This window comes from Flavobacterium polysaccharolyticum (assembly GCF_038739875.1).
GTDB classification, from domain to species: Bacteria; Bacteroidota; Bacteroidia; order Flavobacteriales; family Flavobacteriaceae; genus Flavobacterium; species Flavobacterium polysaccharolyticum.
The window spans coordinates 1-22,539 of record NZ_JBCGDP010000033.1 but is presented as its reverse complement, the minus strand read 5'-3'; the positions used below and the strand labels follow the sequence as shown (position 1 = coordinate 22,539).

Annotated in this window: 22 protein-coding genes; 16 read left to right on the top strand and 6 right to left on the bottom strand. The window is 33.8% G+C overall.

The genetic code is table 11. From position 1 onward, the window contains the following. Both WFZ86_RS19385 and WFZ86_RS19380 read left to right on the top strand, forming a co-directional pair. The coding region (locus WFZ86_RS19385) for a T9SS type B sorting domain-containing protein (RefSeq protein ID WP_342693479.1) at positions 1-877 on the top strand (877 nt) is incomplete at its 5' end. 3 nt (positions 878-880) lie between these two features. After that, a complete protein-coding gene (locus WFZ86_RS19380; RefSeq protein ID WP_342693478.1) occupies positions 881-1,801 on the top strand; it encodes a PorP/SprF family type IX secretion system membrane protein in 921 nt (306 codons plus the stop codon). A gap of 352 nt (positions 1,802-2,153) precedes the next feature. Here WFZ86_RS19380 and WFZ86_RS19375 read toward each other — a convergent pair whose 3' ends face one another. Then, positions 2,154-3,173 (bottom strand): hypothetical protein, encoded by a 1,020-nt coding sequence (locus WFZ86_RS19375; RefSeq protein WP_342693477.1) that lies wholly within the window; start codon positions 3,171-3,173, stop codon positions 2,154-2,156. A gap of 197 nt (positions 3,174-3,370) precedes the next feature. On the opposite strand from WFZ86_RS19375, the gene WFZ86_RS19370 reads away from it, so the two are divergent. The 14 genes from WFZ86_RS19370 to aspA all read left to right on the top strand — a co-directional run bounded on the left by WFZ86_RS19370 (position 3,371) and on the right by aspA (position 16,555). Continuing rightward, the gene (locus tag WFZ86_RS19370; RefSeq protein ID WP_342693476.1) at positions 3,371-3,886 is read left to right on the top strand and encodes an RNA polymerase sigma factor; all 516 of its coding nucleotides are present in this window, start codon (positions 3,371-3,373) and stop codon (positions 3,884-3,886) included. 49 nt (positions 3,887-3,935) lie between these two features. Then, positions 3,936-4,835: a FecR family protein gene (locus tag WFZ86_RS19365; RefSeq protein WP_342693475.1), complete on the top strand. Its 900-nt coding sequence runs from the start codon at positions 3,936-3,938 to the stop codon at positions 4,833-4,835. An 84-nt stretch (positions 4,836-4,919) separates the two neighbouring features. Then, entirely contained in the window at positions 4,920-7,367 is a 2,448-nt protein-coding gene (locus WFZ86_RS19360) for a TonB-dependent receptor plug domain-containing protein (protein ID WP_342693474.1), read from the top strand. A gap of 131 nt (positions 7,368-7,498) precedes the next feature. Then, positions 7,499-7,894 (top strand): OB-fold protein, encoded by a 396-nt coding sequence (locus WFZ86_RS19355; RefSeq protein ID WP_342693473.1) that lies wholly within the window; start codon positions 7,499-7,501, stop codon positions 7,892-7,894. A gap of 18 nt (positions 7,895-7,912) precedes the next feature. Next, positions 7,913-8,755: a DUF5777 family beta-barrel protein gene (locus WFZ86_RS19350; protein WP_342693472.1), complete on the top strand. Its 843-nt coding sequence runs from the start codon at positions 7,913-7,915 to the stop codon at positions 8,753-8,755. Positions 8,756-8,778: 23 nt separating this feature from the next. Next, positions 8,779-9,150 (top strand): c-type cytochrome, encoded by a 372-nt coding sequence (locus WFZ86_RS19345; protein WP_342693471.1) that lies wholly within the window; start codon positions 8,779-8,781, stop codon positions 9,148-9,150. Next, complete coding sequence (locus WFZ86_RS19340) at positions 9,131-9,268, top strand: hypothetical protein (RefSeq protein ID WP_342693470.1); 138 nt, start codon at positions 9,131-9,133, stop codon at positions 9,266-9,268. Before WFZ86_RS19345 ends, WFZ86_RS19340 begins: the two co-directional genes overlap by 20 nt. 18 nt (positions 9,269-9,286) lie before the next feature. Then, positions 9,287-9,841 carry a YceI family protein gene (locus tag WFZ86_RS19335; protein WP_342693469.1) on the top strand — a complete coding sequence of 185 codons (555 nt, stop codon included), beginning with the start codon at positions 9,287-9,289 and terminating at the stop codon, positions 9,839-9,841. Between the two features lie 118 nt (positions 9,842-9,959). Further along, positions 9,960-10,361 carry a thioesterase family protein gene (locus WFZ86_RS19330; RefSeq protein ID WP_342693468.1) on the top strand — a complete coding sequence of 134 codons (402 nt, stop codon included), beginning with the start codon at positions 9,960-9,962 and terminating at the stop codon, positions 10,359-10,361. Positions 10,362-10,688: 327 nt separating this feature from the next. Next, on the top strand, positions 10,689-10,865 hold the full coding sequence (locus WFZ86_RS19325) for a histone H1 (protein WP_342693467.1): 177 nt from the start codon (positions 10,689-10,691) through the stop codon (positions 10,863-10,865). Between the two features lie 326 nt (positions 10,866-11,191). Then, on the top strand, positions 11,192-12,985 hold the full coding sequence (locus WFZ86_RS19320) for an RHS repeat-associated core domain-containing protein (RefSeq protein WP_342693466.1): 1,794 nt from the start codon (positions 11,192-11,194) through the stop codon (positions 12,983-12,985). A 4-nt stretch (positions 12,986-12,989) separates the two neighbouring features. Continuing rightward, positions 12,990-13,316, top strand: coding sequence for a hypothetical protein (locus tag WFZ86_RS19315; RefSeq protein WP_342693465.1), 327 nt, complete (start codon positions 12,990-12,992; stop codon positions 13,314-13,316). 908 nt (positions 13,317-14,224) lie between these two features. Next, a complete protein-coding gene (locus tag WFZ86_RS19310) occupies positions 14,225-14,992 on the top strand; it encodes a DUF2490 domain-containing protein (RefSeq protein WP_342693464.1) in 768 nt (255 codons plus the stop codon). A gap of 153 nt (positions 14,993-15,145) precedes the next feature. Further along, positions 15,146-16,555: an aspartate ammonia-lyase gene (aspA, locus tag WFZ86_RS19305; RefSeq protein WP_342693463.1), complete on the top strand. Its 1,410-nt coding sequence runs from the start codon at positions 15,146-15,148 to the stop codon at positions 16,553-16,555. A 1,657-nt stretch (positions 16,556-18,212) separates the two neighbouring features. Here aspA and rplT read toward each other — a convergent pair. The 5 genes from rplT to WFZ86_RS19280 form a co-directional block, all read right to left on the bottom strand. Further along, the gene (rplT, locus tag WFZ86_RS19300) at positions 18,213-18,557 is read right to left on the bottom strand and encodes a 50S ribosomal protein L20 (RefSeq protein ID WP_342693462.1); all 345 of its coding nucleotides are present in this window, start codon (positions 18,555-18,557) and stop codon (positions 18,213-18,215) included. A 146-nt stretch (positions 18,558-18,703) separates the two neighbouring features. Next, the gene (gene rpmI, locus WFZ86_RS19295) at positions 18,704-18,901 is read right to left on the bottom strand and encodes a 50S ribosomal protein L35 (protein ID WP_024982756.1); all 198 of its coding nucleotides are present in this window, start codon (positions 18,899-18,901) and stop codon (positions 18,704-18,706) included. 148 nt (positions 18,902-19,049) lie between these two features. Further along, on the bottom strand, positions 19,050-19,601 hold the full coding sequence (gene infC / locus WFZ86_RS19290; protein ID WP_342693480.1) for a translation initiation factor IF-3: 552 nt from the start codon (positions 19,599-19,601) through the stop codon (positions 19,050-19,052). Positions 19,602-19,623: 22 nt separating this feature from the next. Further along, positions 19,624-21,570: a threonine--tRNA ligase gene (thrS, locus tag WFZ86_RS19285; protein ID WP_342693461.1), complete on the bottom strand. Its 1,947-nt coding sequence runs from the start codon at positions 21,568-21,570 to the stop codon at positions 19,624-19,626. 764 nt (positions 21,571-22,334) lie between these two features. Then, on the bottom strand, positions 22,335-22,539 hold a 205-nt coding region (locus WFZ86_RS19280; RefSeq protein ID WP_342693460.1), incomplete at its 5' end, for a hypothetical protein.

Genomic DNA, 22,539 nt, shown 5'->3' with positions numbered 1-22,539 from the left:
TACAGCTAGTACTACAGCGGTTCTTCCTATTACATCTTCTACAACAGTAGTTTGGACATATTCAGATGGAACCAACAGCACGACACAAAATCAAAGTATTGTGATAGCGGATACTACAGCCCCTGTTATAAACTGTATAGGGAATCAGACCTTGGCTTGTGGAGAAACCTTACCAGATTATAGAGGTTTAATATCTGCTTCCGATAATTGTGATACATCATTTGTAATTGAGCAAATCCCTGCGATAGGGAGTAGTATTAAAACAAATACTTTAGTAACAATAAGAGTGATAGATAAGAGTGGAAATAGCTCAAAATGTGATTTTGTAGTTGATACTAGGTTAGTTACTGTTGATGCGGGTAGTGATGTTAGTATTAATGAAGGTGGAAATATACAATTAAATGCTATTGCATCTTCTACAGGAAGTTTCAAATGGAATCCGGCAACAGGATTAAGTAATTTATTAATTCCTAACCCTATAGTTAATCCTTTAGTAACTACAACATATACTGTTGTTTATACTAGTACAGATGGATGTGTAGCAGAGGATAGTGTAACAGTATTTGTGGAAAAAATAAAAGAAGATGAAACAAAATATGGTTTTTCTCCAAATGATGACGGCATAAACGATTTTTGGAGAATTGACACTATAGAAGAGTATCCTAATAATGAAGTATATATATATAATAGGTGGGGAGATTTAGTTTTTTATACCAAGAAATATGATAATTCAACGAATGTTTTTAAAGGTATAGCTAACGAAAGAAGAAGTCTAGGAGCCGATGTTTTACCTGAAGGCACTTATTTTTTCGAAATAAAGATTGAAGGAGTACATCATTTAAAAAAGACCAAGGGTTTCCTTGTATTAAAACGATAAATAATGAATAATAAATATTACAGAACTTTCATTGTACTTTTTTTTACAATGACAATAAATTATCTTTTTGCTCAACAAACTCCTGTATTTGCTAATTACAGTTATAATACAGTAGTTATAAATCCGGCACATGCAGGGTATTATGAGGATACAGATGTCTCTTTGATGAATTCCGGTTTTTATAATGCAGTAGATGGAAGTCCTAAAAATATAGGTTTAACAGTAAACGCTCCTTTACGTTCTAAGAATATGGGATTGGCAGCAGGAATCTCAATGGATGAAATAGGAGTAACTAGAGCAACGAGTTTTTTTGGTTCATATGCATACAAGATTTTTTTTGATTCAGAGTACGGTCAAGGAAAATGGTGGGCATATGATCCTAATATTTTATCTTTTGGGATTAGTGGTGGAGGAACGTTATATAATGAAGACTTATTGAGCCTAGGTATAGAGAATGATCCAGATTTTCAAAAAAATGTTAATGCCTTTGTACCAACAATTGGTCTTGGATTTTTATACAACAGAGATCGTATATATTGGGGGGTTTCAGCCCCAAATATATTAGGTAATTCATTGTCTACAGAAAGAAATATTAATTTTAAGAATCCTATTTACAGTTATTTTGGACTTCGTTTTTTTACCTCAAGGTTTGAAGAGTTACTTGTCAATCCTAGTGTTTTATTGAAATATGTTTCAGGAGCACCATTCCAAGCGGATATTAATTTAATGCTAAATTATTTAAGCAAGGTAGAGTTTGGAATAGGATATCGTACTAGTGAGACCGTAAATTTTTTAGCAGGATTTCATTTGGGGTCAAATTTTAAGTTTTTATACAATTATAGCTATGCTTTAGCTGGATATAACAATATTAATACACACGGTATAATTCTTAATTATCGTTTTGGTAAAGGGTATGAGAGATAAGGTTTACTTGTATTGAATTTTTTTATTGTGTACAGCTAGTAATAGGATGAGTAGAATAGGTGGTAACAAACTAATTCTCTTTTGTTTTCTGATAGTTTTTTATAATCGTCGATATTTTACAATAAGTAAGCTTCACTAGAAAAAAGTACAGTTTAAAAAAATAAAATACAACAACTAAAATTCTAGTAAATTAAGTTGATTTAGATTAGAATCCTTTGCTATTTATTAAATAAAGAACTTTTCAATAAAAAGCGGATTAACATTTTTGTAATACAGCTATAATTAACAGTTAAACCTTGTTTTGAATCGACATTTTTGTAAAATAAATCAATCAAAGAATCGTTGTCGTAATTTACTTTTTCTCAAAATAGAGATAATTGGAGTTGATGCCTACATTTCGTAATCGTATTTGAGAATTATTAAACTCAAATAATGCCCAATTACTATCCAATTTACTTAGTAATGTTGAACTAAAATCTAATTGTAATTTTTTAACTCCATTATATATCTTTATGTCCCACTGACCCGTTTCAGAAACACCTCCTTTTGTAGCGACAACCGTATAATCATTTTTAAAGACAAATGAATAACCGCTATACAAAGCAGTGTTATCTGAAGTAATAAAAGAATAAGGGATGCTCCAAGATCCTTTTGTTAGCACTTCTTCAAAATCAAGCGACACAATATTGTTTTCTGGACAATAATCAATAGCATATTTTATGGCATCTTCGAATTCTTGATTATTGGAAATCGTCCTTGGTTGATAATTATAATCCACTATCGAAATGGGATATTGTAAGGAGATATACTGATTAGCACTCAGATTTTTTATAAAATAAAAAAAAGCCTGATCGCTAATAATAGTTGTAGAACTTGCGGACTGATTAGAACTGTTATAGCTATTTATCGTTATAGGATAATTGATGTTTAGACCATTGATTTTAGACAAAAGATCAGGGTAAAGATTCCAATAATCGATTAAAGAATTAAAATCAGTTGCATCAGGAATAAATTTTTCGATGTAATTATAATAGACCATCGTTACTGGGAAATCTATTTTTACAATATCGTCATCAGTAGTATTGGCGTTTACATTATCTACTACTTTTTGATAATCAGCTATAGTATTCAATGTTATTTTTGCATTATTTACTGTAACGGAATAGGGAAATTGTATAGTGCAATAATTAGACTTGTCTATGATGTTGTCATGAATGGTTTTGACCATTGCTATTCTTTGCAAATAAGAAGTAAGAGGAGAAACTGGGGTAATAGTTCCCTGTAAATTATTGTCCTGCTCATCAATTTCGCTTTGGCATGAAAGCAAGAAAAGTAGGGGGATCAGAGCTAAATATTTTTGTAAAGAAAGCATAATAGTATTTTGGCAAAGGTAATAATTTTCAAGAAACTGTTTTTCAATAAATTCACGGTTAAGGTTTTTGTGCTCTGTTTAAATCACTAAGTATAAAAAACCTTACTAAGCTATGCTTCTATAAAACAATCAGCTTTACTTTTACCCTACTTAAATTAAAAACAAATACTTTTGCAACATACAAATAGGAAATCTAGATGCCAAATACGAACCAATCAAATACTTGTGATGAAATAATTTTTTCATCTTTTTTTAGAAGTCAAATAAAAGCACTTCGGAATTTTCTTTTTTACAAATTTGGCAATAAAGAACAAGCAGAAGATGTAGCACAAGAGGCGTTTGTTAAACTCTGGCAAAACTGTGATGCAGTGCCGATTGAAAAGGCAAAGTCCTATATTTATACGATAGCAAACAATAGCAGTTTAAATGAAATTGCACATCAAAAAGTGGTGTTGCGATATGAAAAAAACTTTACAGGTTTAGATAAAACAAATGAAAGCCCAGAATATCTTTTGGAGGAAAAACAATTTCGAGCCAAACTGTTGAAAGCCATTGAAAATTTAAACGAAAAACAACGCGTGGCCTTTTTGATGCATCGTATTGATGGGAAAAAATATAGCGAAATTGCATTAGCACTCAATATTAGCATTAAAGCTGTCGAAAAGCGTATTCATTTAGCTTTGCTAAGTTTACGCAAAGAAATTGATTTGTAAAAGTAGGGTAAATAGAGTCCCAGTTGTTTTAATATATAATAAAAGTACAATGAAAGAAAATCACATACTAGCGAAATGGCTCAACAATGATTTGTCAGAGGATGAATTAGTGGCATTTGAAGCAAGTCCCGATTTTGAAAAATACCAAAAAATTAAGGACTATACCGCACATTTAGAAGTAGAGGATTGGGATGAAAATGCGATGCTAGCGAATATTCTAAACCAGAAAAAAAAGGTTACAAAAGTAGTGCCTTTATACAAAAAATGGTTCTTTCAAGCAGCGGCAATCCTTGTTTTGGCTCTTGGAATTACTTTCGCAATCCAAAATTTTGTACCACAAACACAAACAGCAAACTTTGGTGAAAAAACTACCTTTCTATTACCGGATAATTCCGAAGTGGTGCTGAATGCGGGTTCTGAAATACACTTTAAAAAATGGAATTGGAACAGCAACAGACATCTTGAACTAAACGGAGAAGCGTATTTCAAAGTAGCCAAAGGAAAACGTTTTGAGGTGCAGACCAACCTTGGGAAAGTATCGGTTTTAGGGACGCAATTCAACGTAAAAGCCAGAAAAAATAGGTTTGATGTAGTCTGTTACGAAGGACGTGTAAAAGTAAATTATGGAAATGCTCAAGTGCTCTTGACACACGGACAAAGCGTTATCTTTGAAAATGGAAAACAAATAAATAGGGGAACAACTTCATTGAAGCCAGAATGGATGGCCAATCAAATCACTTTTTATAAGGAAAATATCAAGTCCTTGCTAGACGAAGTTCGTAGACAATACAATATTACAATTGAAGTAAACGCAAAAGATACTACGTCCTTATTTACTGGAAAATTGCCTACCAAAAATCTAGATGTTGCTTTGCAAATAATTAGTACAACCTATAATTTAGAGATGAAAAAAGTCTCAAAGAATAAAATAATATTTGACGAAAAATAAATGTTGCACCCCAAATCATTTCATTTTTCATTTTTTTTCTTTTTCCTTGTCCTGCATCTTTTGGCTCAAGAGAAACAAAAGAGTATGCCCTTTAAAAAAATTATAATTGAAATCGAACAACAGCATAAGGTTAGCTTTAATTACACCGAAGACAATATCACGGGACTGCAACTACACCCTCCTAAAAGATCACTCTCATTAGATCAAAAACTACAATATCTTGAAAGAAAGACCAATTTGTCTTTTGAAAATATAGGAAATCAATTCATTAATATTTACAAAAAAGACAAGGAAGCTAATATAATTTGTGGCTACGTTTTTTCGGCAGACAAAAAACCTATCGAGAACGCAAATATCAATTTAAACGATAAAATCCAGCTTACAACGGATGCTAATGGTTATTTTGAAGGTGAAAAATCTGAGACAAACATACTCTGGATTAGTCATATCGGATACATAACCAAAAGAATTGTTGCTACTAATTCAGGTCACAAAAAGTGTTTGGAAATTCTATTAGATCCTGATATCACAGAATTGGAAGAGATTAAAACCAATGCTATTTTGGCTTCGGGAATCTCAAAAAGTAAGGACGGTTCATTTGAAATTAAACCCAAGAAATTTGGTATTTTGCCGGGACTTATCGAGCCAGATGCTTTACAAACAATGCAGCAAATTGCAGGTGTAAACAGTATCGACGAAAGTGTGTCTAGCATCAATGTACGCGGTGGGACTCACGATCAAAATTTGTTTTTGTGGAATGGAATACGAATGTTTCAAACGGGACATTTTTTTGGTTTAATATCAGTTTTTAATCCTAATTTGGCTCATACTATTGCTATCTATAAAAACGGAAGTTCTGCTTTTTATGGAGAAAGTGTGTCTAGCGTAGTAGTTATTGCTTCAACTCCAGAAACTGCAGAAAAAAATACTTTTAGCGCAGGAATCAATATGATTAATGCTGATATGTATGCAAAGTACAACCTTTCGAAAAAGAGTTATATCGAAATTGCTGCACGTAAATCGATTACTGATTTTATAGAAACTCCTACCTTTAAAGAATACTTCAATAAAATATTTCAAAATACGACAATCTCTGATTTCTCGCAAAATCAAAATATCAAGTATCAAAGCGATAAAGAATTTGATTTCTATGATGCAACGCTTAAATATGCTCAAAAAATAGGAACCAAAGACCAAATAGTACTGGATGTAATAACCATAAAAGACAATTTGAAAGTGTTGCAAAGTGCGGCTACAAACGACCTAAACAAATCAGAAAACAATGTGTTGCAGCAGCAAAATTTTGGAGGAAATTTATCTTGGAAAAGAGAGTGGAATAGCAAGAATACTTCTAAAATTAATACTTATAACTCTTCCTATAAACTTTTGGCCAACCAAAAAGCTACTACTGGGAATCAAATCGTTATTCAGGAAAATACAGTGCAAAATAATGGAATAAATTTGGAAAATAACCATACCATTAGTGCTGAATTTAGTTTTAATAATGGTTATCAGTTTAACGAAATAGGGGTTACGAATTTGGAGCAGGTAACTAATCCTGATTTTTATCGTAAAACCAAAGAGGTGTTGAGATCGCATACTTTGATTTTGGAAGGAATATATAATGACACCATTTCTAGAATATATGGTAAGCTAGGAACACGAATGAATTATATCGAAAAATTTAATAAATATATTGTAGAACCAAGATTTCAGTTGAATTACGGCATTAGTAAAAGTCTGAATATAGGATTACTAGGTGAGCTAAAAAGCCAGAATTCGCAACAGATTATTTATTTGCAAAAAGATTATTTCGGCATCGAAAAAAGACGTTGGGTTTTATCAGACAACACCACAGTTCCTATTCAAAGGAGCAAACAAGTATCGTTGAATTTATTTTATAAAAAGGACGACTGGATCTTGGATATAGAAAATTTTTATAAAAAAGTTACTGGAATTACAACCTCAAGTCAAGGTTTTCAAAATCAATTAGAGTTTATTCGAACAACAGGAGATTATGAAATATTTGGAACAGAAATTCTGATTCAAAAAAAGATGAATCACTTTCTTACTTGGGTAAGTTATACTTATAATGATAATAATTATGATTTTTCTAATTACGAACACCCTATTTTTCCTAACAACTTTGAGTTGATGCATACTTTTTCGTGGGCAGGAGTTTATGAGAGAAACAATTTCAAAATGGCACTCGGTACTAAATGGACTTCAGGTAGACCAAAAACCTCTCCAGCTAGTTCGCAAATCGACCCTTCTAACCCCGTGATCAATTATAATAAACCCAACAATACCAATGTAAACGTTTTTTCACAAGTTAATCTTTCCGCTACTTACAAGTGGGTAACTGCAAATGGAGTTCAATATAAATTAGGAATATCCATCTTAAACATCTTGAACAGAAAAAATGAGATTAACGAGTACTATAGAATTAGCTCTTTATCAAACGCTATAGAGGAAGTGGAAACTTTTTCACTTCAAAGAACGCCAAACATAAGCTTCAGGATTTTATTATAAAGCTTTATCTGTAAGGCTTTTACAAAGAACCTTGTCCTTATTTTTACTTTTTTTCTTAAAATATCAATTATTTAGGTAGGGTAATCCTTGCCTTAGCTGTTTTAGTATTGAATCATATCCAATGAAAAAATATGAAAAGAAAAAAAACAGCAACTGTAATTGTAGTATTACTAGTATTGGCTTCAGCAGGTAGTTATTTTTATTACGGTTTTCTATTCAAAGAAGCGCGCAATATAGAATCGGAAAGACCAACAGTAAGTACATCTGCGACAAATCTGATGAATGAGTATAATTCAAATCAAGAAAAGTCAGATTCACTGTATTTAAATAAAACTATTGAGGTAACTGGAAAAGTAACCAAAGAAACGGATTCTGTAGTGGTTCTTGATAACACTGTTTTTTGCCTTTTCATTCAAAAGAAAAGAAACAAACTTTTGAATAGTCAACTATCCGTTAAAGGCAAATGCATTGGTTACGACGAACTATTTCAAGAAGTCAAACTCGACCAATGTATTATTAATAAATAAAGCAATTAATCCATTTTTATGAAGAAAATTTTAATGTCCACCTGTCTTTTTTTGGCTACTATAGCCTATTCACAGGACGATTTACTAAACAGTCTTGATACGAATCAAACCACTGAGAATTACAGTACCGCTACTTTTAAAGCACTGCAACTGGTAACCTTACAGACTACAAAAATGCCTGCCAAAAAAGAATTTTATTTTGTGGTATCTCATCGTTTTGGCTCTGTTGAAGATGGTTTGGATAGTTTTTTTGGTCTAGATAATGCCACAACAAAACTTGGAGGTATTTATGGAATTACCGATTGGCTATCAGTTAATCTTTCTCGACATACGCTAAACAAAATGTATGAAACGGGAGTAAAGTACCGAATGGCGAGACAAGGCAGTAATTTTCCATTAGACATTGTGGGGTATTCCGTGGCAGATATTAATACGTTTTTAGAGAAGAAACAATATCCTGGCTTAGAATTTAAGCACCGCTTAGCTTATGTTCAACAGGTATTGATATCAAGAAAAGTGAATGAAAAACTGTCATTGGAGTTGGTTCCTTCATTTGTACACAAAAATCTTTACAATCCCGACATAGAAAGAGACAATCAGTTTTCTTTTGGAGGAGGTGGACGCTATAAAATCACCAAGAGATTATCAGTCAATCTAGAATACATGCACAATTTTGATAAGCCTAAATTTTATACAAACCCATTATCAGTGGGACTTGATGTAGAAACTGGCGGGCATGTTTTTCAACTCATATTTACCAACTCACAAGCCATGAGCGAAAGCGCGTATCTTACCAATGCATCTGGCGAATGGGGTAAAGGAAATTTCTTTTTCGGATTTAACTTATACAGAGTATTCTAATTAACCATAAAACAATAAATTCTATGAAAAAAACAATTGCACTTACAATTTTACTGGCTGGATTATGGAGCTGTAGTTCTGACACTCCTGAGACTATCGAACCAAAACCAGATGTAGTAACACCACCAACTGCAACAGTAATTACCTATAATGCCAATGTAAAGGCGATTGTAGATAACAATTGTGTGCGCTGCCATTCAAGTGGGGGATCAGCTTCATTTAGACCTTTAACAACATATGCACAAGTAAAAGCAGCTGTTGAAAACGCAAATTTATTAGGCCGCATACAATTACAAAACGGACAATCAGGAATTATGCCACAAGCAGGTAGAATGTCTCAAGCAAATATTGATGCAATCGTAAAGTGGAATACAGATGGGCTTAAAGAGAATTAATGATGAAATAAATGTAACCGTGAATGTATTGGAGTTGGAAATCATCAAAAACCAAGATAAAATGGAAAACAATGACCCAAGCACCTACAATACTAAGTGGATTGCATATAACCAATAAAACCAATACAGCAAACACATGAAAAAATCCTTTATCAATTCCTTTTTACTACTATTGATTATTCTTGTAAATACCAATGGATTTGCTCAAAAACTGATAACAAAAACAGGAAATATAAAATTTCAGGCATCTATGCCTTCCTATGAAGAAGTGGCTGCTGAGAACAAAAGTGTTTCGGCAGTTTTAGAACAATCAACGGGTGATTTTGCAGCTTTAGTACTGATAAAAGGCTTTCGCTTTAAAGTGGCTTTAATGGAAGAACATTTCAATGAAAACTACATGGAATCCGAAAAATTTTCAAAAGCAACGTTGAAAGGAAAAATTGAAGATTTTGATGTTTCAAAAATAACAACTACCCCTAAAAATTTTACTTTAAAAGGAGATTTAACCATACACGGTAAAACCAAAACAGTATCAGTAATCATAAAAGTTGCAAAAGTTCCAAGTGGATTGAATGCTACGGGTTCATTTGAAGTAAAACCAGAGGATTTTAGTATTGACATCCCAAGCATGGTGAGTAAAAAAATTGCTGATAAAGTAAAAATCAATTACAATTTTACATTGGTTAAATAATCTTTTATACAGTTAAACCATATAAATAGCTATTTACTCATTGTAAAATTTGTACGCTCATTTGAGGTCAGTTTAAAAGTAGACTGACCTCTTTTTATTAACTCTAAATTAATTGTAAATGTTTGGCAAAAATTATGTTGTTACCGGCGACGATGTAAATGATTTCATGGTAATGGAAAATGACGCATACTTTTCATATACATTGCGATTATTGTATGTTTTTTTGTTTAATAATGGGTTTTCAAAAGAAAAACTTAATGCCTTACATCTTGGCTTTAAAGAGGGGAATCATAGGTTAACTTGCTACAAAAACCTGATGTTTACGCAACCTTTTTATATTGAAATGAACCATTGCTATATTGACGATAAAATAATGATTAAAAGTCGTTTTTTCAATCTAAAAAAAGAATGCTGTGCCGAAGTTACTAAAGAAGTGGAATGGTTTGATTATGCTCGCAGAGAGGTAATCCCAACACCTAGGAAAATTATGAAGCATTTCAATCAGAATGCTGTAAGGTAAACTAAAGAAAAAAATTGGCTTCGTTGTATTCGTAATTGTAAATTCTTTGTAAAAATACAAGGATGAATTACCAATCCTCGAACAAAAAAATAAAGAAATAAAATTAAAGTATAAGTAGTTGATATTTAGTTTTTTGATGATGAAGTGAAGCTAAAAAGGTAACGCTAGGTAAGGTGATGACAAGTTTTTTCTTGCGGTTTTTTTCTTCTAATTAAGACTATGCTATTCCATTGCTTTACCTAATGAATCAGTACTTTAGATAAATTCATTTGATTAATAAAAGTATTCTTCTATTTTTGCAACCTCAAATAAAAAAAACACGTTATTATGAATGATTTAGTTGCTAGAATTAACACGGAAATTGAAATTTTTAAAAGTGAATCAGAAGCACTTGTAGAAAAAGGAGTAAAAGCTGCTGGAGCAAGAGCTCGAAAATCAAGTTTAGAAATTGAAAAACTTTTAAAAGAGTTCAGAAAAGTTTCTATTGAAGAATCTAAGAAATAATTGCTTTTAAAAGCACTTAAGAAATGGGGTTTTAAAACCCCATTTTTTTTACCCAAACTTTTGGGATAGTGTCAAAAAAGGGATAGAAATTTTCGTAGTGTTCAAATCTATTCCAATACTTCAGAAGTAGAATTTGGAGTTCTTCATTTGGAATTCCTAATTTCTGTCTAAACACTTCTGAATTTGAAATTCACTCAAACTATACCTTAAAGATAAACTTCTAAAGGGAATAAATACTCCAAAAAAAAGAAAAAAAAGACAAGTAGTTTTGCGTCAAAATTGCCTAACTTTAGCAGTATAAAAAGTTTAAAAAAAGAGACCGTTATTTGTTTAGAAGTAATAAATACACCACTGAATATAAAATTGTATCGCCACCTATTCCAGAAAATGAATGGGATATACGAGCGGAGATTGCACAAAGTAATAGTGCAGGCACGGGTTACGATGTAAGTATTACCGTAAATGGAAACGTTTATACTACAACTGTTGGTCCAACTGTAACTGAATTTGATGGCGCTGAAAACAAAGGAATGGAAAGAGGAGCAAGTGAACTTGCTATTCGTTTGCCTAATAATAGTTTAGGCTATACCGAAATTAATTATCGTCCAGATAACGAAAAAGGCAGTACCCAAAAATATCTTGGACTAATCAATGAAATGTGTGATTTTGGATATACCATTGATAACGGTCAGGAAAAAGAAGAAATTCTAACCAATACTTTCACCTTAGATGAAGGGATGGGGGCAAGTCAAGCTAATTCTTCTACCGGACATAGCATGACATTAAGCAATGGACTGCAATTTGCCGAAACTTACTGTGGATCCAAAGATGGGGATAAAGACGGAGATAGTGTAAAAGATATTGTAGATAACTGCCCAAATACTTTTAATCCTAAACAAGAAGATGATGATGGTGATGGCGTTGGAAATGTATGTGATAATTGCCTTTTGAAACCTAATGGTATCGCACAAGCAGCCTTAGCAGGTGTAGGGAATCAATTAGACTCTGACGGAGACGGTATAGGTGATGCTTGTGATAATTGCAAAAATAATGCTAACTTTGACCAAGCTGATAATGATGTTGACGAAAACGGTGCACCTAAACCTGATGGAATTGGTGATGTTTGTGACAATTGCAGAACCATTTACAATCCAAAGCAGGAAGATACCAACAATAATGGTATTGGAGATCTTTGCGAAGGATTGGCACAAGGAAAAGGAACTGAAGCTATTGCTACAGCGCCAAATGCTTTTTACCGTTTTGTAGGAGACAAGCAATATGAATTATCAAACCATTTAGGTAACGTTCTTTCGGTAATTTCAGATCGTACTCTTTTGGGGGCGAATAGTACCCTAACCCCAGACGTTCTTAGTTATAGTGATTATTACCCTTTCGGAATGCTTGTGCCGAATAGACACGGACAAAGCGATAGCTACCGCTATGGATTTAATGGAATGGAAAAAGATGACGAGTTAAAAGGTGAGGGTAACAGCTTAGATTTTGGTGCGAGGATGCTTGACCCAAGAATTGGAAGATGGTGGGGTAAAGACCCTGATAAAAGAGGTTGGATAAATCCATATTCTTCATTCGCAAATAACCCAATTAGGTATATTGACCCTGATGGAAGATGGCAAACAGATGGTCATTATTGGACAATTCTATTAATAGCAAAAATTTTAGGAATACCTAATGCGGAGGAGATTGCTAGATTTGCTGAATATCCTGATACTGACATTATGGGCTACAATGCTAGGGAACGTTACACTTGGATTGATGGAACAGAGCAAACTCATACTCACTCCTTAACTAATGGGTGGCATACTAATGAAAGAGGTAATACCATGGAAATGTTGTTAGATACTGATATCATCAATGTTAAAGAATTTGGAAGATTACTTCATAGACTTGGAGATACTTATGCTCATTCAAGATTAGACAATCCAGAACGTATGTATGGATTTGGAAATAGTAATGATGGAGGTTGGACTGCGGAACATTTTGTTGGAGCTGGTGACCAGCCTGATATGATTTATAATCGAACAGGCGAAAATGGAGCATATGTTAATTACGTAAAAGATGCCCTTTTTATACTTAGTGATAAAGGCCAAAACGAATATTAATTATATGGAAGCATATGATAGAACTATGCCTATTATTAATGAGTTAATGTCATATGCCAAAGAGAATAAAGTTTCATTAGTCGGTATAATAAATTATCAAGTTGCAAAAGTGCAAGGAAAGAAAGAGTTTTTTGTTTACAATACAGATTCAAATTTACCTACAAATTATAATGAAGCAATTGATAATACAAGAAACTACTTAAACTCGCAAGGAATAAAATTTAAAGAAGAAAAAAAATATGAAGTTGGAACATATTATTGTGCTGATTGTAAAAAAGATGTGCAATATAACAGTAAGGAGCTGGGAACCGAATTTAAAATACAAGATTAAATGAAAAATAGTTTTTTAATATTATTAAAGAGTATAAATGGAGTATACTCACTTGCTTTTTTATTTTGGTTAGTTTATCTGTTCATTTTTACAGACACTAATATAAGAGGTTTAGTCTTATTGTTAATGTTCTTGATTACTAGCGAAGTGTTTTTTTTAATACTTGTAAGTATAGTCTATTTTATAACAAAAGACAAGTATACACTTAAACAACAAATAATCTACGCTACAATTACAACTGTTTTATTAAGTAATACTTTTTTATTAATAGTTGGTTTGGATTTAATTCACAATCCATATAGTGTATTAATGCTAATATTTAATTTATTTGCCATAATTTATATAAAAATTTACTGCTATGAGAAGAGTTCTAATTAAAGATTAAATTTGTTTTTCGTGCTGCTGAGAATATCCTCTTCGAAGAGTGAATAAGTTGTCAGTTTGGGCTACGCAAATGTCCTAGCTCTGCAAAGTGTTCTCACTTTGCGCCATTTTAAATCGTCTGCTAATCCGCAAAAGTGTCAAAAGTCTCCCGACTTTTAATCTTAACACATCAGATTTGGAATTTGGTTTTTTTAATTTGGAATTTTATTTAGGGTGCTTCGCCAATTTCTCCTAACTTTTAATCCTAAAACATAAATACTTGGAATTTGGAATTTAATTTTTTTGGAATTTGTTCCCACTAGCTCGGACTTCTAAAATGGAATTTAAATCTTAGACGTTTAAATAGAAATCACTAAATTCTTTTCTTAAAAATTAACCCTCTCGGTAAATAAATACTCCAAAAAAAGAGAAAATAGATATTAGGTTTGCTTCAAAATTGCCTAACTTTAGCAGTATAAAAAGTTTAAAAAAAGGGAATTGGAATTCGTTATAATTTAGCTTTTTATCCATTTAATTTGCTCAAAATGCCACGAATTATATTGTTTTTTCTAGTGCTGAGTAGTTTTTGTAACAACTACGCTCAAACCCAAACAGCCAAAGAAGTCAACCATCAAGCCCAAACTTGGGTGAGTCTCAATACCAATTACAAATTCAACGACCGCTGGGGAATGATGAATGATGTTCACATCCGCAGAACAGATTTTGCTGCCAAAGAAAATTTTTATTTCGCAAGAACTGGAATCACCTACACGGCTTATCCTAATTTGGTGCTTGCCCTAGGATATGCCCATTTGTGGTTAGCACCAGCCAAACCAGAGTGGAATAACTTTGCCGATGAGAAGCGTATGTATCAGCAAGTGGTTTATACTTCCAAAATAGGAAAAGTCAACGTGCTACAACGGCTAAGAAATGAACAGCGATGGCAAGACAAAATAACGAATGATGTGGCGGTAGATACCCGCTTCACCAATAGAGTGCGCTATTTGTTGAGCTTTACAATCCCTATTTTTAAAGACAAATCACTTCCGTCGTTGGTGGTAGCCGACGAACTATTGCTGCACTTTGGTAAAGAAGTAGTGTACAATACGCTAGACCAAAACCGAATTTTCCTAGGAATCCGACAAAACATTACGCCAAAACTCAGTTATGATTTGGGTTATATGTATGTTTTTCAACAAAAATATTCTGGCTATCAGTACGATGCCAACCACACACTTCGATTATTCTTCTATTACAATGGAGGGAAGACACCCGAAAAGAAAGCAGTACAGCATCAAGAGCATAAGGAATAATGATTGTTTGTTATTTTCTTAATTTTAAACAATAAAAGCAAATTCAGCTTATTTTTTAATACTTATATTTAATATTTTGTTTATTTTGTATTTTTAAAGAAAATATTTTTTTGAGTAATACAGCCAAACACCACGTAAAAAAACAATAGTTTTATGAAAGCAACACGTAAAGAACACGATTTTTTAGGAGAACTTGAAATCCCAAACGAAGTATATTACGGAGTACAAACATTTAGAGCAATCGAAAATTTTAACATCACTGGAATTCCAATATCAAAAGAACCTTTGTTTATAAAAGCTTTGGGCTATGTGAAAAAAGCAGCAGCAATGGCCAACAAAGATTGCGGGGTTTTAGACGCCAAAATTGCCGAAGCCATTTGTTATGGTAGCGACCAATTGATTGCTGGAAAATTAGACCAAGAGTTTGTAAGCGATTTAATCCAAGGAGGAGCAGGAACTTCCGTGAATATGAATGCCAACGAAGTGATCGCTAATATTGGCTTAGAATTCTTAGGACACAAAAAAGGGGAGTACCAATACTTGCACCCAAACAATCACGTTAACTGTTCTCAGTCCACAAACGATGCCTATCCTTCGGCCTTCCGAATTGCGTTGTACCTTAAAATGGAATGTTTTTTGACCACCTTAGAGGAGTTAGAAAAAGCATTTACAGCCAAAGGACGCGAGTTTAGTAAAGTCTTAAAAATGGGACGCACGCAGTTACAAGATGCGGTACCCATGACCTTAGGACAAGAATTTCACGCTTATGCAACAACAATAGGAGAGGATATTAAGCGCTTAAAAGAAGCACAGAGTCTAGTACTCGAAATCAATATGGGGGCAACTGCCATTGGTACTAAAGTAAATGCACCAGAGGGCTATCCAGAGATATGCGTCAACTATTTAGCCAAAGAGGTTGGAATCCCGCTTACATTATCTCCTGATTTGATCGAAGCTACTGTAGATACTGGAGCTTATGTACAAATAATGGGAACTTTGAAACGTACTGCAGTTAAGATCTCCAAAATTTGTAACGATTTACGACTACTAAGTTCAGGGCCAAGAACCGGTTTCAATGAAATAAATTTACCTGCTCGTCAGCCAGGATCGTCTATAATGCCAGGAAAAGTAAATCCAGTAATTCCAGAAGTAGTCAATCAAACTTGTTTCTACGTAATCGGACAAGATTTAACCGTGACTATGGCCGCCGAAGCAGGTCAATTACAGCTAAATGTAATGGAGCCCGTAATCGCTTTTGCGATGTTCACTTCCCTTGATTATTTGTCCAATGCCCTTCACACCCTAATAGACAAGTGTATTGTGGGGATAACAGCCAACGAAGCGCATTGCTATGACCTAGTGATGAACAGCATCGGAATCGTGACGCAATTGAATCCGATTTTGGGTTACGAAGAAAGTGCCAGTATAGCGGGGGAGGCATTAAAATCAGGCAAAAGCGTCCACCAAATCACGGTAGTCGAACGCCAATTAATTAGTCAAGAAAAATGGGACGAAATCTATTCCATAGACAATCTCATCAACCCTAGATTTATCAATTCATAAAAGCAGTAGGAGCGGTAAAAAGAGGTAATATAAGCAGGCATCGTCCCGCTCTCCGCTATATCTCCTGTTTTGCCTCGTTCGAAAGAACGAGACAAAACAGGAGGATGCCGCTGCGATCGGGGCTATAAGGAAAGAGGGTTTTTAATCTGGAATTATTTAAAAGCTTGAACTCGATAAATAATATTAAGTTTTTCCAGATACAGTTAAGCTATTGTTTTACCTGCAAGGTCTCTTTTATGACCTTGTAGTTTTTTTGCATAAGACAGTTGGCAAATTGTATTTTGTTATTCCTTTCTGCAAGGTTTTTTTCAACCTTGTAGGTATAAAAACTTCTAGTAATTTTTTTTAAATAGCAGTAGTGTACTAGTTGTTCCTGCAAGGTCTTTTTCCAGACCTTGTAGGTATTCAAACTTCCGATAAAACTTTTTTAGTACAGACGTAATTTGTTAATCATCCCAGCAAGGTCTTTTTCTAACCTTATAACCTGAGTTCGCAAACTATTTGTTTGTTAATTTCAATAGGAATGGGCTTTAGTCCCATTCTATTTGTTTGTAAAATTTGAATAGGAATGGACTTTAGTCCATTCTTTAAAATGAGTTTAGTATTCTATTGTTTATAAAATTTCAATAAGAATTGGTTTTATCCCATTCTCAATTTGTTTGTAAAATTTGAATAGGAATTGGCTTTAGCCCATTCTCTAAAATAAGTTTCATATTCGGCTTTAGCCAAAATCTTCCACTTTTATAAAAAACGATAGAAACCAATAACAGGATGTCTCCTTTAAATGCTTTCTATATCTTATAGGTATAAAAACTTCTAGTATTTTTTTTTAAATAGTAGTAGTGTACTAGTTGTTCCTGCAAGGTCTTTTTCCAGACCTTGTAGGTATTCAAACTTCCGATAAAACTTTTTTAGACAGACGTAATTTGTTAATCATCCCAGCAAGGTCTTTTTCTAACCTTATAACCTGAGTTCGCAAACTATTTGTTTGTTAATTTTAATAGGAATGGGCTTTAGTCCCATTCTATTTGTTTGTAAAATTTGAATAGGAATGGACTTTAGTCCATTCTTTAAAATGAGTTTAGTATTCTATTGTTTATAAAATTTCAATAGGAATGGGCATTAGTCCTATTCTATTTGTTTGTGAATTTGAATAGGGATGGGCTTTAGCCCATTCTCTAAAATAAGTTTCGTATTAGGCTTTAGCCAAAATCTTTCTGTATGTTGTGTGAATGTCTAATGTTTTCGCACCTCCCTATAAAGCAAGAAGCAATTGATTTGGTATAATTAATCGTCATTATTTTATTGATGAGATGTTAATCGAACCTAAGCTTTTTGCGCAGAAGTAGTTTGGTAGTCATTACGGTAACATCTTTTTTCAATCCTATAAACTGAGTTCGCAAACTATTTGTTTACTTATTTCAATAGGAACGGACTTTAGTTCTATTCTATTTGTTTGTAAAATTTGAATAGGAATGGGCTTTAGCCCATTCTTTAAATGAATTTTGTGTTCGGCTTTAGCCAAAATCCTCTAATTTGATTTATAATGAGAGAAGGCAAGCATAGGGAGTTAATCCCAAAAGGGCATAAAAAAACCCGAACATTCGTTCGGGTTTTTCTATATAAGTAAGTAATCAAAATTGAGTTGATAAAACGTTTATTTTACTTTATTAAGTATTGCTTTGAAAGCTTCAGGGTGATTCATCGCTAAATCTGCAAGAACTTTACGGTTCAATTCGATGTTGTTAGCTTTCAATTTCCCAATGAATTGTGAATAAGACATTCCTTCCAATCTAGCTCCAGCGTTGATACGTTGAATCCATAAAGCACGGAAATTTCTTTTGTTCACTTTTCTGTCACGGTATGCATAGCACATTGCTTTTTCTACCGCGTTCTTAGCAACTGTCCAAACGTTTTTACGTCTTCCAAAGAAACCTTTGGCTTGCTTCATTATTTTTTTTCTTCTTGCTCTTTTAGCAACTGAATTTACCGATCTTGGCATAATTTTACTGTTTTTTTGTAGCAGGCGTCCTGAATTAAATCAAAGGAACTTATGGCCATACTCCAAGGTTATTAAATGTTTTTTAACCTAAAGAATTCTTTAAAGCAATAGTCTTAATACTTAATTCTCAAGACTTGATTCTTTTATTAGATAATTCTTAATTGTTGTTTGATACTTTTCATATCTGTAGTGTGAACTAGCGCTGAGTGTGTCAAGGCTAATTTACGTTTCTTAGATTTTTTAGTCAAGATATGACTTTTAAAAGCATGCTTTCTTTTAATCTTTCCAGAACCAGTAACTTTGAAACGTTTTTTGGCGCTAGATTTGGTTTTCATTTTAGGCATTTTTTCCTAGATTTTTAATTTATTCTTACTTACTTATTTTTGACTTTCAAGCTCCGCCGAACGGGCGAACGAGAAATGATATTATTACTCACCCTATGAATCTTGTTAGAGTTTCTTATCCTCTCTTTTGGAGGGGCTGGGGGAGGCTTTACTTCTTTTTCTTTGGAGCAATAAACATAATCATACGTTTACCCTCAAGTACAGGCATAGCTTCTACTTTTCCATGCTCTTCAAGATCCGTTGCTAAACGTAGCAGCAAGATTTGTCCTTGATCTTTATAGATAATAGAACGTCCTTTAAAGAATACAAACGCTTTTAATTTAGCACCTTCTTTCAAGAATTTCTCCGCATTTTTTCTTTTAAACTCGTAATCATGCTCATCAGTTTGAGGACCAAAACGAATTTCTTTAACCACAACCTGCGAAGATTTTGCTTTTAGAATTTTGTCACGTTTCTTTTGCTCGTAAACAAATTTCTTATAATCCATAATCTTACATACCGGTGGTTCTGCATTGGGAGAAATTTCAACCAAATCCAATTCAAACTCATCCGCAAGACGTAATGCTTCGGCTAATTTAAAAACACCAGGCTCGATGTTCTCACCAACAAGTCTTACTTCCTGTACCCCACGAATATTGTTGTTGATTCTGTGGGCATCCTTTTTTTCTACGCGAGGTTGATAACCTCTGTTACTTCTTATTGCTATGACTTTATAATTTAAGTTAAACTGTAAATACTTTTAATGTTTTGCTAATTTCTTCTTCAACAATAGCGGCAAATTCATCTATCGTTACGCTTATATTTCCTTTGCCTTCTTGACCGTGACGTCGGATTGAAATCGTGCCATTTTTCTCTTCTTCCTCACCTACGATTAACATAAATGGGGTTTTTTGCATTTCGGCATCTCTGATTTTCTTTCCAATAGTCTCGTTTCTATTGTCAATTAGGGCGCGAATTTCGTGATTTTCTAGCAGATTTAAAACTTTTTTCGCATAATTTTCATATTTCTCACTCAAACACAAGATTATAGCCTGTTCCGGCATTAACCAAAGAGGGAAATTTCCTGCTGTGTGTTCTAATAAAATAGCAATGAATCGCTCCATCGAACCAAATGGAGCTCTGTGAATCATTACAGGTCTATGTAATTCGTTGTCAGAACCTTTGTAGGTCAATTCAAAACGCTCCGGTAAGTTGTAATCTACCTGAATGGTGCCCAATTGCCATTGTCTGCCCAGGGCATCTTTGACCATGAAATCTAATTTTGGACCATAAAAAGCAGCTTCACCATATTCAACAACTGTGTTCAGTCCTTTGTCTTTGGCGGCATTGATAATGGCATTTTCTGCTTTTTCCCAGTTTTCATCACTACCAATGTATTTCTCTCTATTTTCTTTATCGCGCAAAGACACTTGAGCAGTAAAGTTTTCAAAGCCCAAAGATCCAAAAACATAGAGTACCAAATCAATTACTTTTTTGAATTCTTCATCCAATTGCTCTGGAGTACAAAAGATATGAGCATCATCCTGAGTAAACCCTCGAACACGAGTCAACCCGTGTAATTCGCCACTTTGTTCGTAACGGTAAACGGTTCCAAATTCAGCATAGCGTTTTGGTAGATCTTTGTAGGACCAAGGACGTACATTGTATATTTCACAGTGATGAGGACAGTTCATAGGTTTTAGCAAGAACTCTTCGCCTTCTGCAGGGGTGTTGATAGGTTGGAAACTGTCAGCACCATATTTGGCATAATGTCCAGAAGTTACATACAATTCTTTTTGTCCAATGTGTGGAGTTACAACTTGTTCGTAACCTGCTTTCTTTTGGGCTTTTTTTAAAAATTGCTCCAAACGATCTCTTAATGCGGCGCCTTTTGGCAACCACAATGGCAAACCTTGCCCTACTTTTTGTGAAAAAGCGAACAACTCCAATTCCTTACCAAGTTTTCGGTGGTCACGGCGTTTGGCTTCTTCAAGTAATTCTAGGTATTCAGTTAGGTCTTTTTGTTTTGGGAAAGACGTGCCGTATACGCGGGTCAATTGCTTATTCTTCTCGTCTCCTCTCCAGTAAGCACCTGCAACACTCATGATTTTTACAGCTTTTATGATGCCTGTGTTCGGAATATGACCTCCTCTACACAAATCTGTAAAAGTGGCATGATCACAAAAAGTAATAGTTCCGTCTTCTAGATTGCTTATTAACTCTGTTTTGTAGACGTTGTTTTTATAGGTTTCTAAGGCTTCAGCTTTAGTAACAGCACGCATTTTGAATTCGTGCTTCTCTTTTGAGATTTCCAAAATTCGACTTTCAATAGCTTTGAAGTCGGCTTCGGTTATCTTTTGTTCGCCAAAATCAACATCATAATAGAATCCATTCGCAATAGCTGGACCTAATGTTAGTTGGATACTAGGATACATTTCTTCTAATACTTGTGCCATCACGTGCGAAGTCGAGTGCCAAAATGCTTTTTTGCCTTCAGCATCATTCCATGTGTATAATATCAGACTGCCGTCAGTGGTCAAGGGCGTGCTGGTTTCAATAGTGGTGCCTTCAAAAGATGCCGAAATGACATTTCTTGCAAATCCCTCACTAATGTTTTTGGCAACCTCCATTGGAGTTGTTCCCGGCGCAAACGCTCTAATCGACCCATCGGGCAAAGTAATACTAATCATTTTTATATATTTTAGGAATGCAAATATAAACGTTTACCAAAACACCTTCAATATATAGTTGTGTTTTTTTTAGGAGCTATTTCCGGCTGTCCGTTATATCTCTTGGGTCGAACCCCGCCCCAAGAGGATGCCACTACCATCCGGGCTAGGGCATTTGTGCTTACAACAGGTTTTTGTCTTTGTTTTCACATATAATGTATACTTTACGCTTTGTTCTGATTTTTCACAATGAAGTTTACGTTGCTATTTTGTTATTCCGACAAAGCAGGAATTGCATAGTACAATTAAGCAGTGTGTTTTTAGATTGTATTTCCGCTTGTTTCTAATGTGTCTTACTGCGTGCAGTAACTCTTGAGGCTGTCCATCAGGACAGCGCTAGTATGTTTGTCGTAGAAAGGTGTTCTGTATTTCTTTTATATTTAATGTATTGTTCTTTATTGCTACCTATATAGATAGAGTATGAATAGTGTATGGGAAGAGTATGAAGACACTATATATATAGTATGTATACAATAATGAATTAATAAGTATTACTATATATAATGAGTGATTAGCTCTTGAATGTCTTCGATACGTTCTGTAAATAGAGTAAGAACGGGGTATAATGTCGGTAATTGCGCTTTAAAAGCAGTATGCTTGTTATGAACCACTTTTTTTGCAAAGCTAATATTTGTGTTAAATAATGATTATCAATGTTTTATTGTTACATTAAAAAATAAATCAAAAAAAGGTTTAAAAAAGTCTTGTTAAAGTGAGAAAAGGTGTTACTTTTGCACCCGCAACAACGCAGACGTTCTTTTATATACTGGCAGGTTATTGAGATATTCGGGATTAGATTTCTGAAAAAAAAATATCAAAAAAAGCTTGTGAGAAATAAAAACGTTACTTACCTTTGCACCCCGCAAAACACGGAAAGTTCCTTGAGAGATTGATAAGAGAAAGAGAGATAAATGAGAATAAAAATTTTCA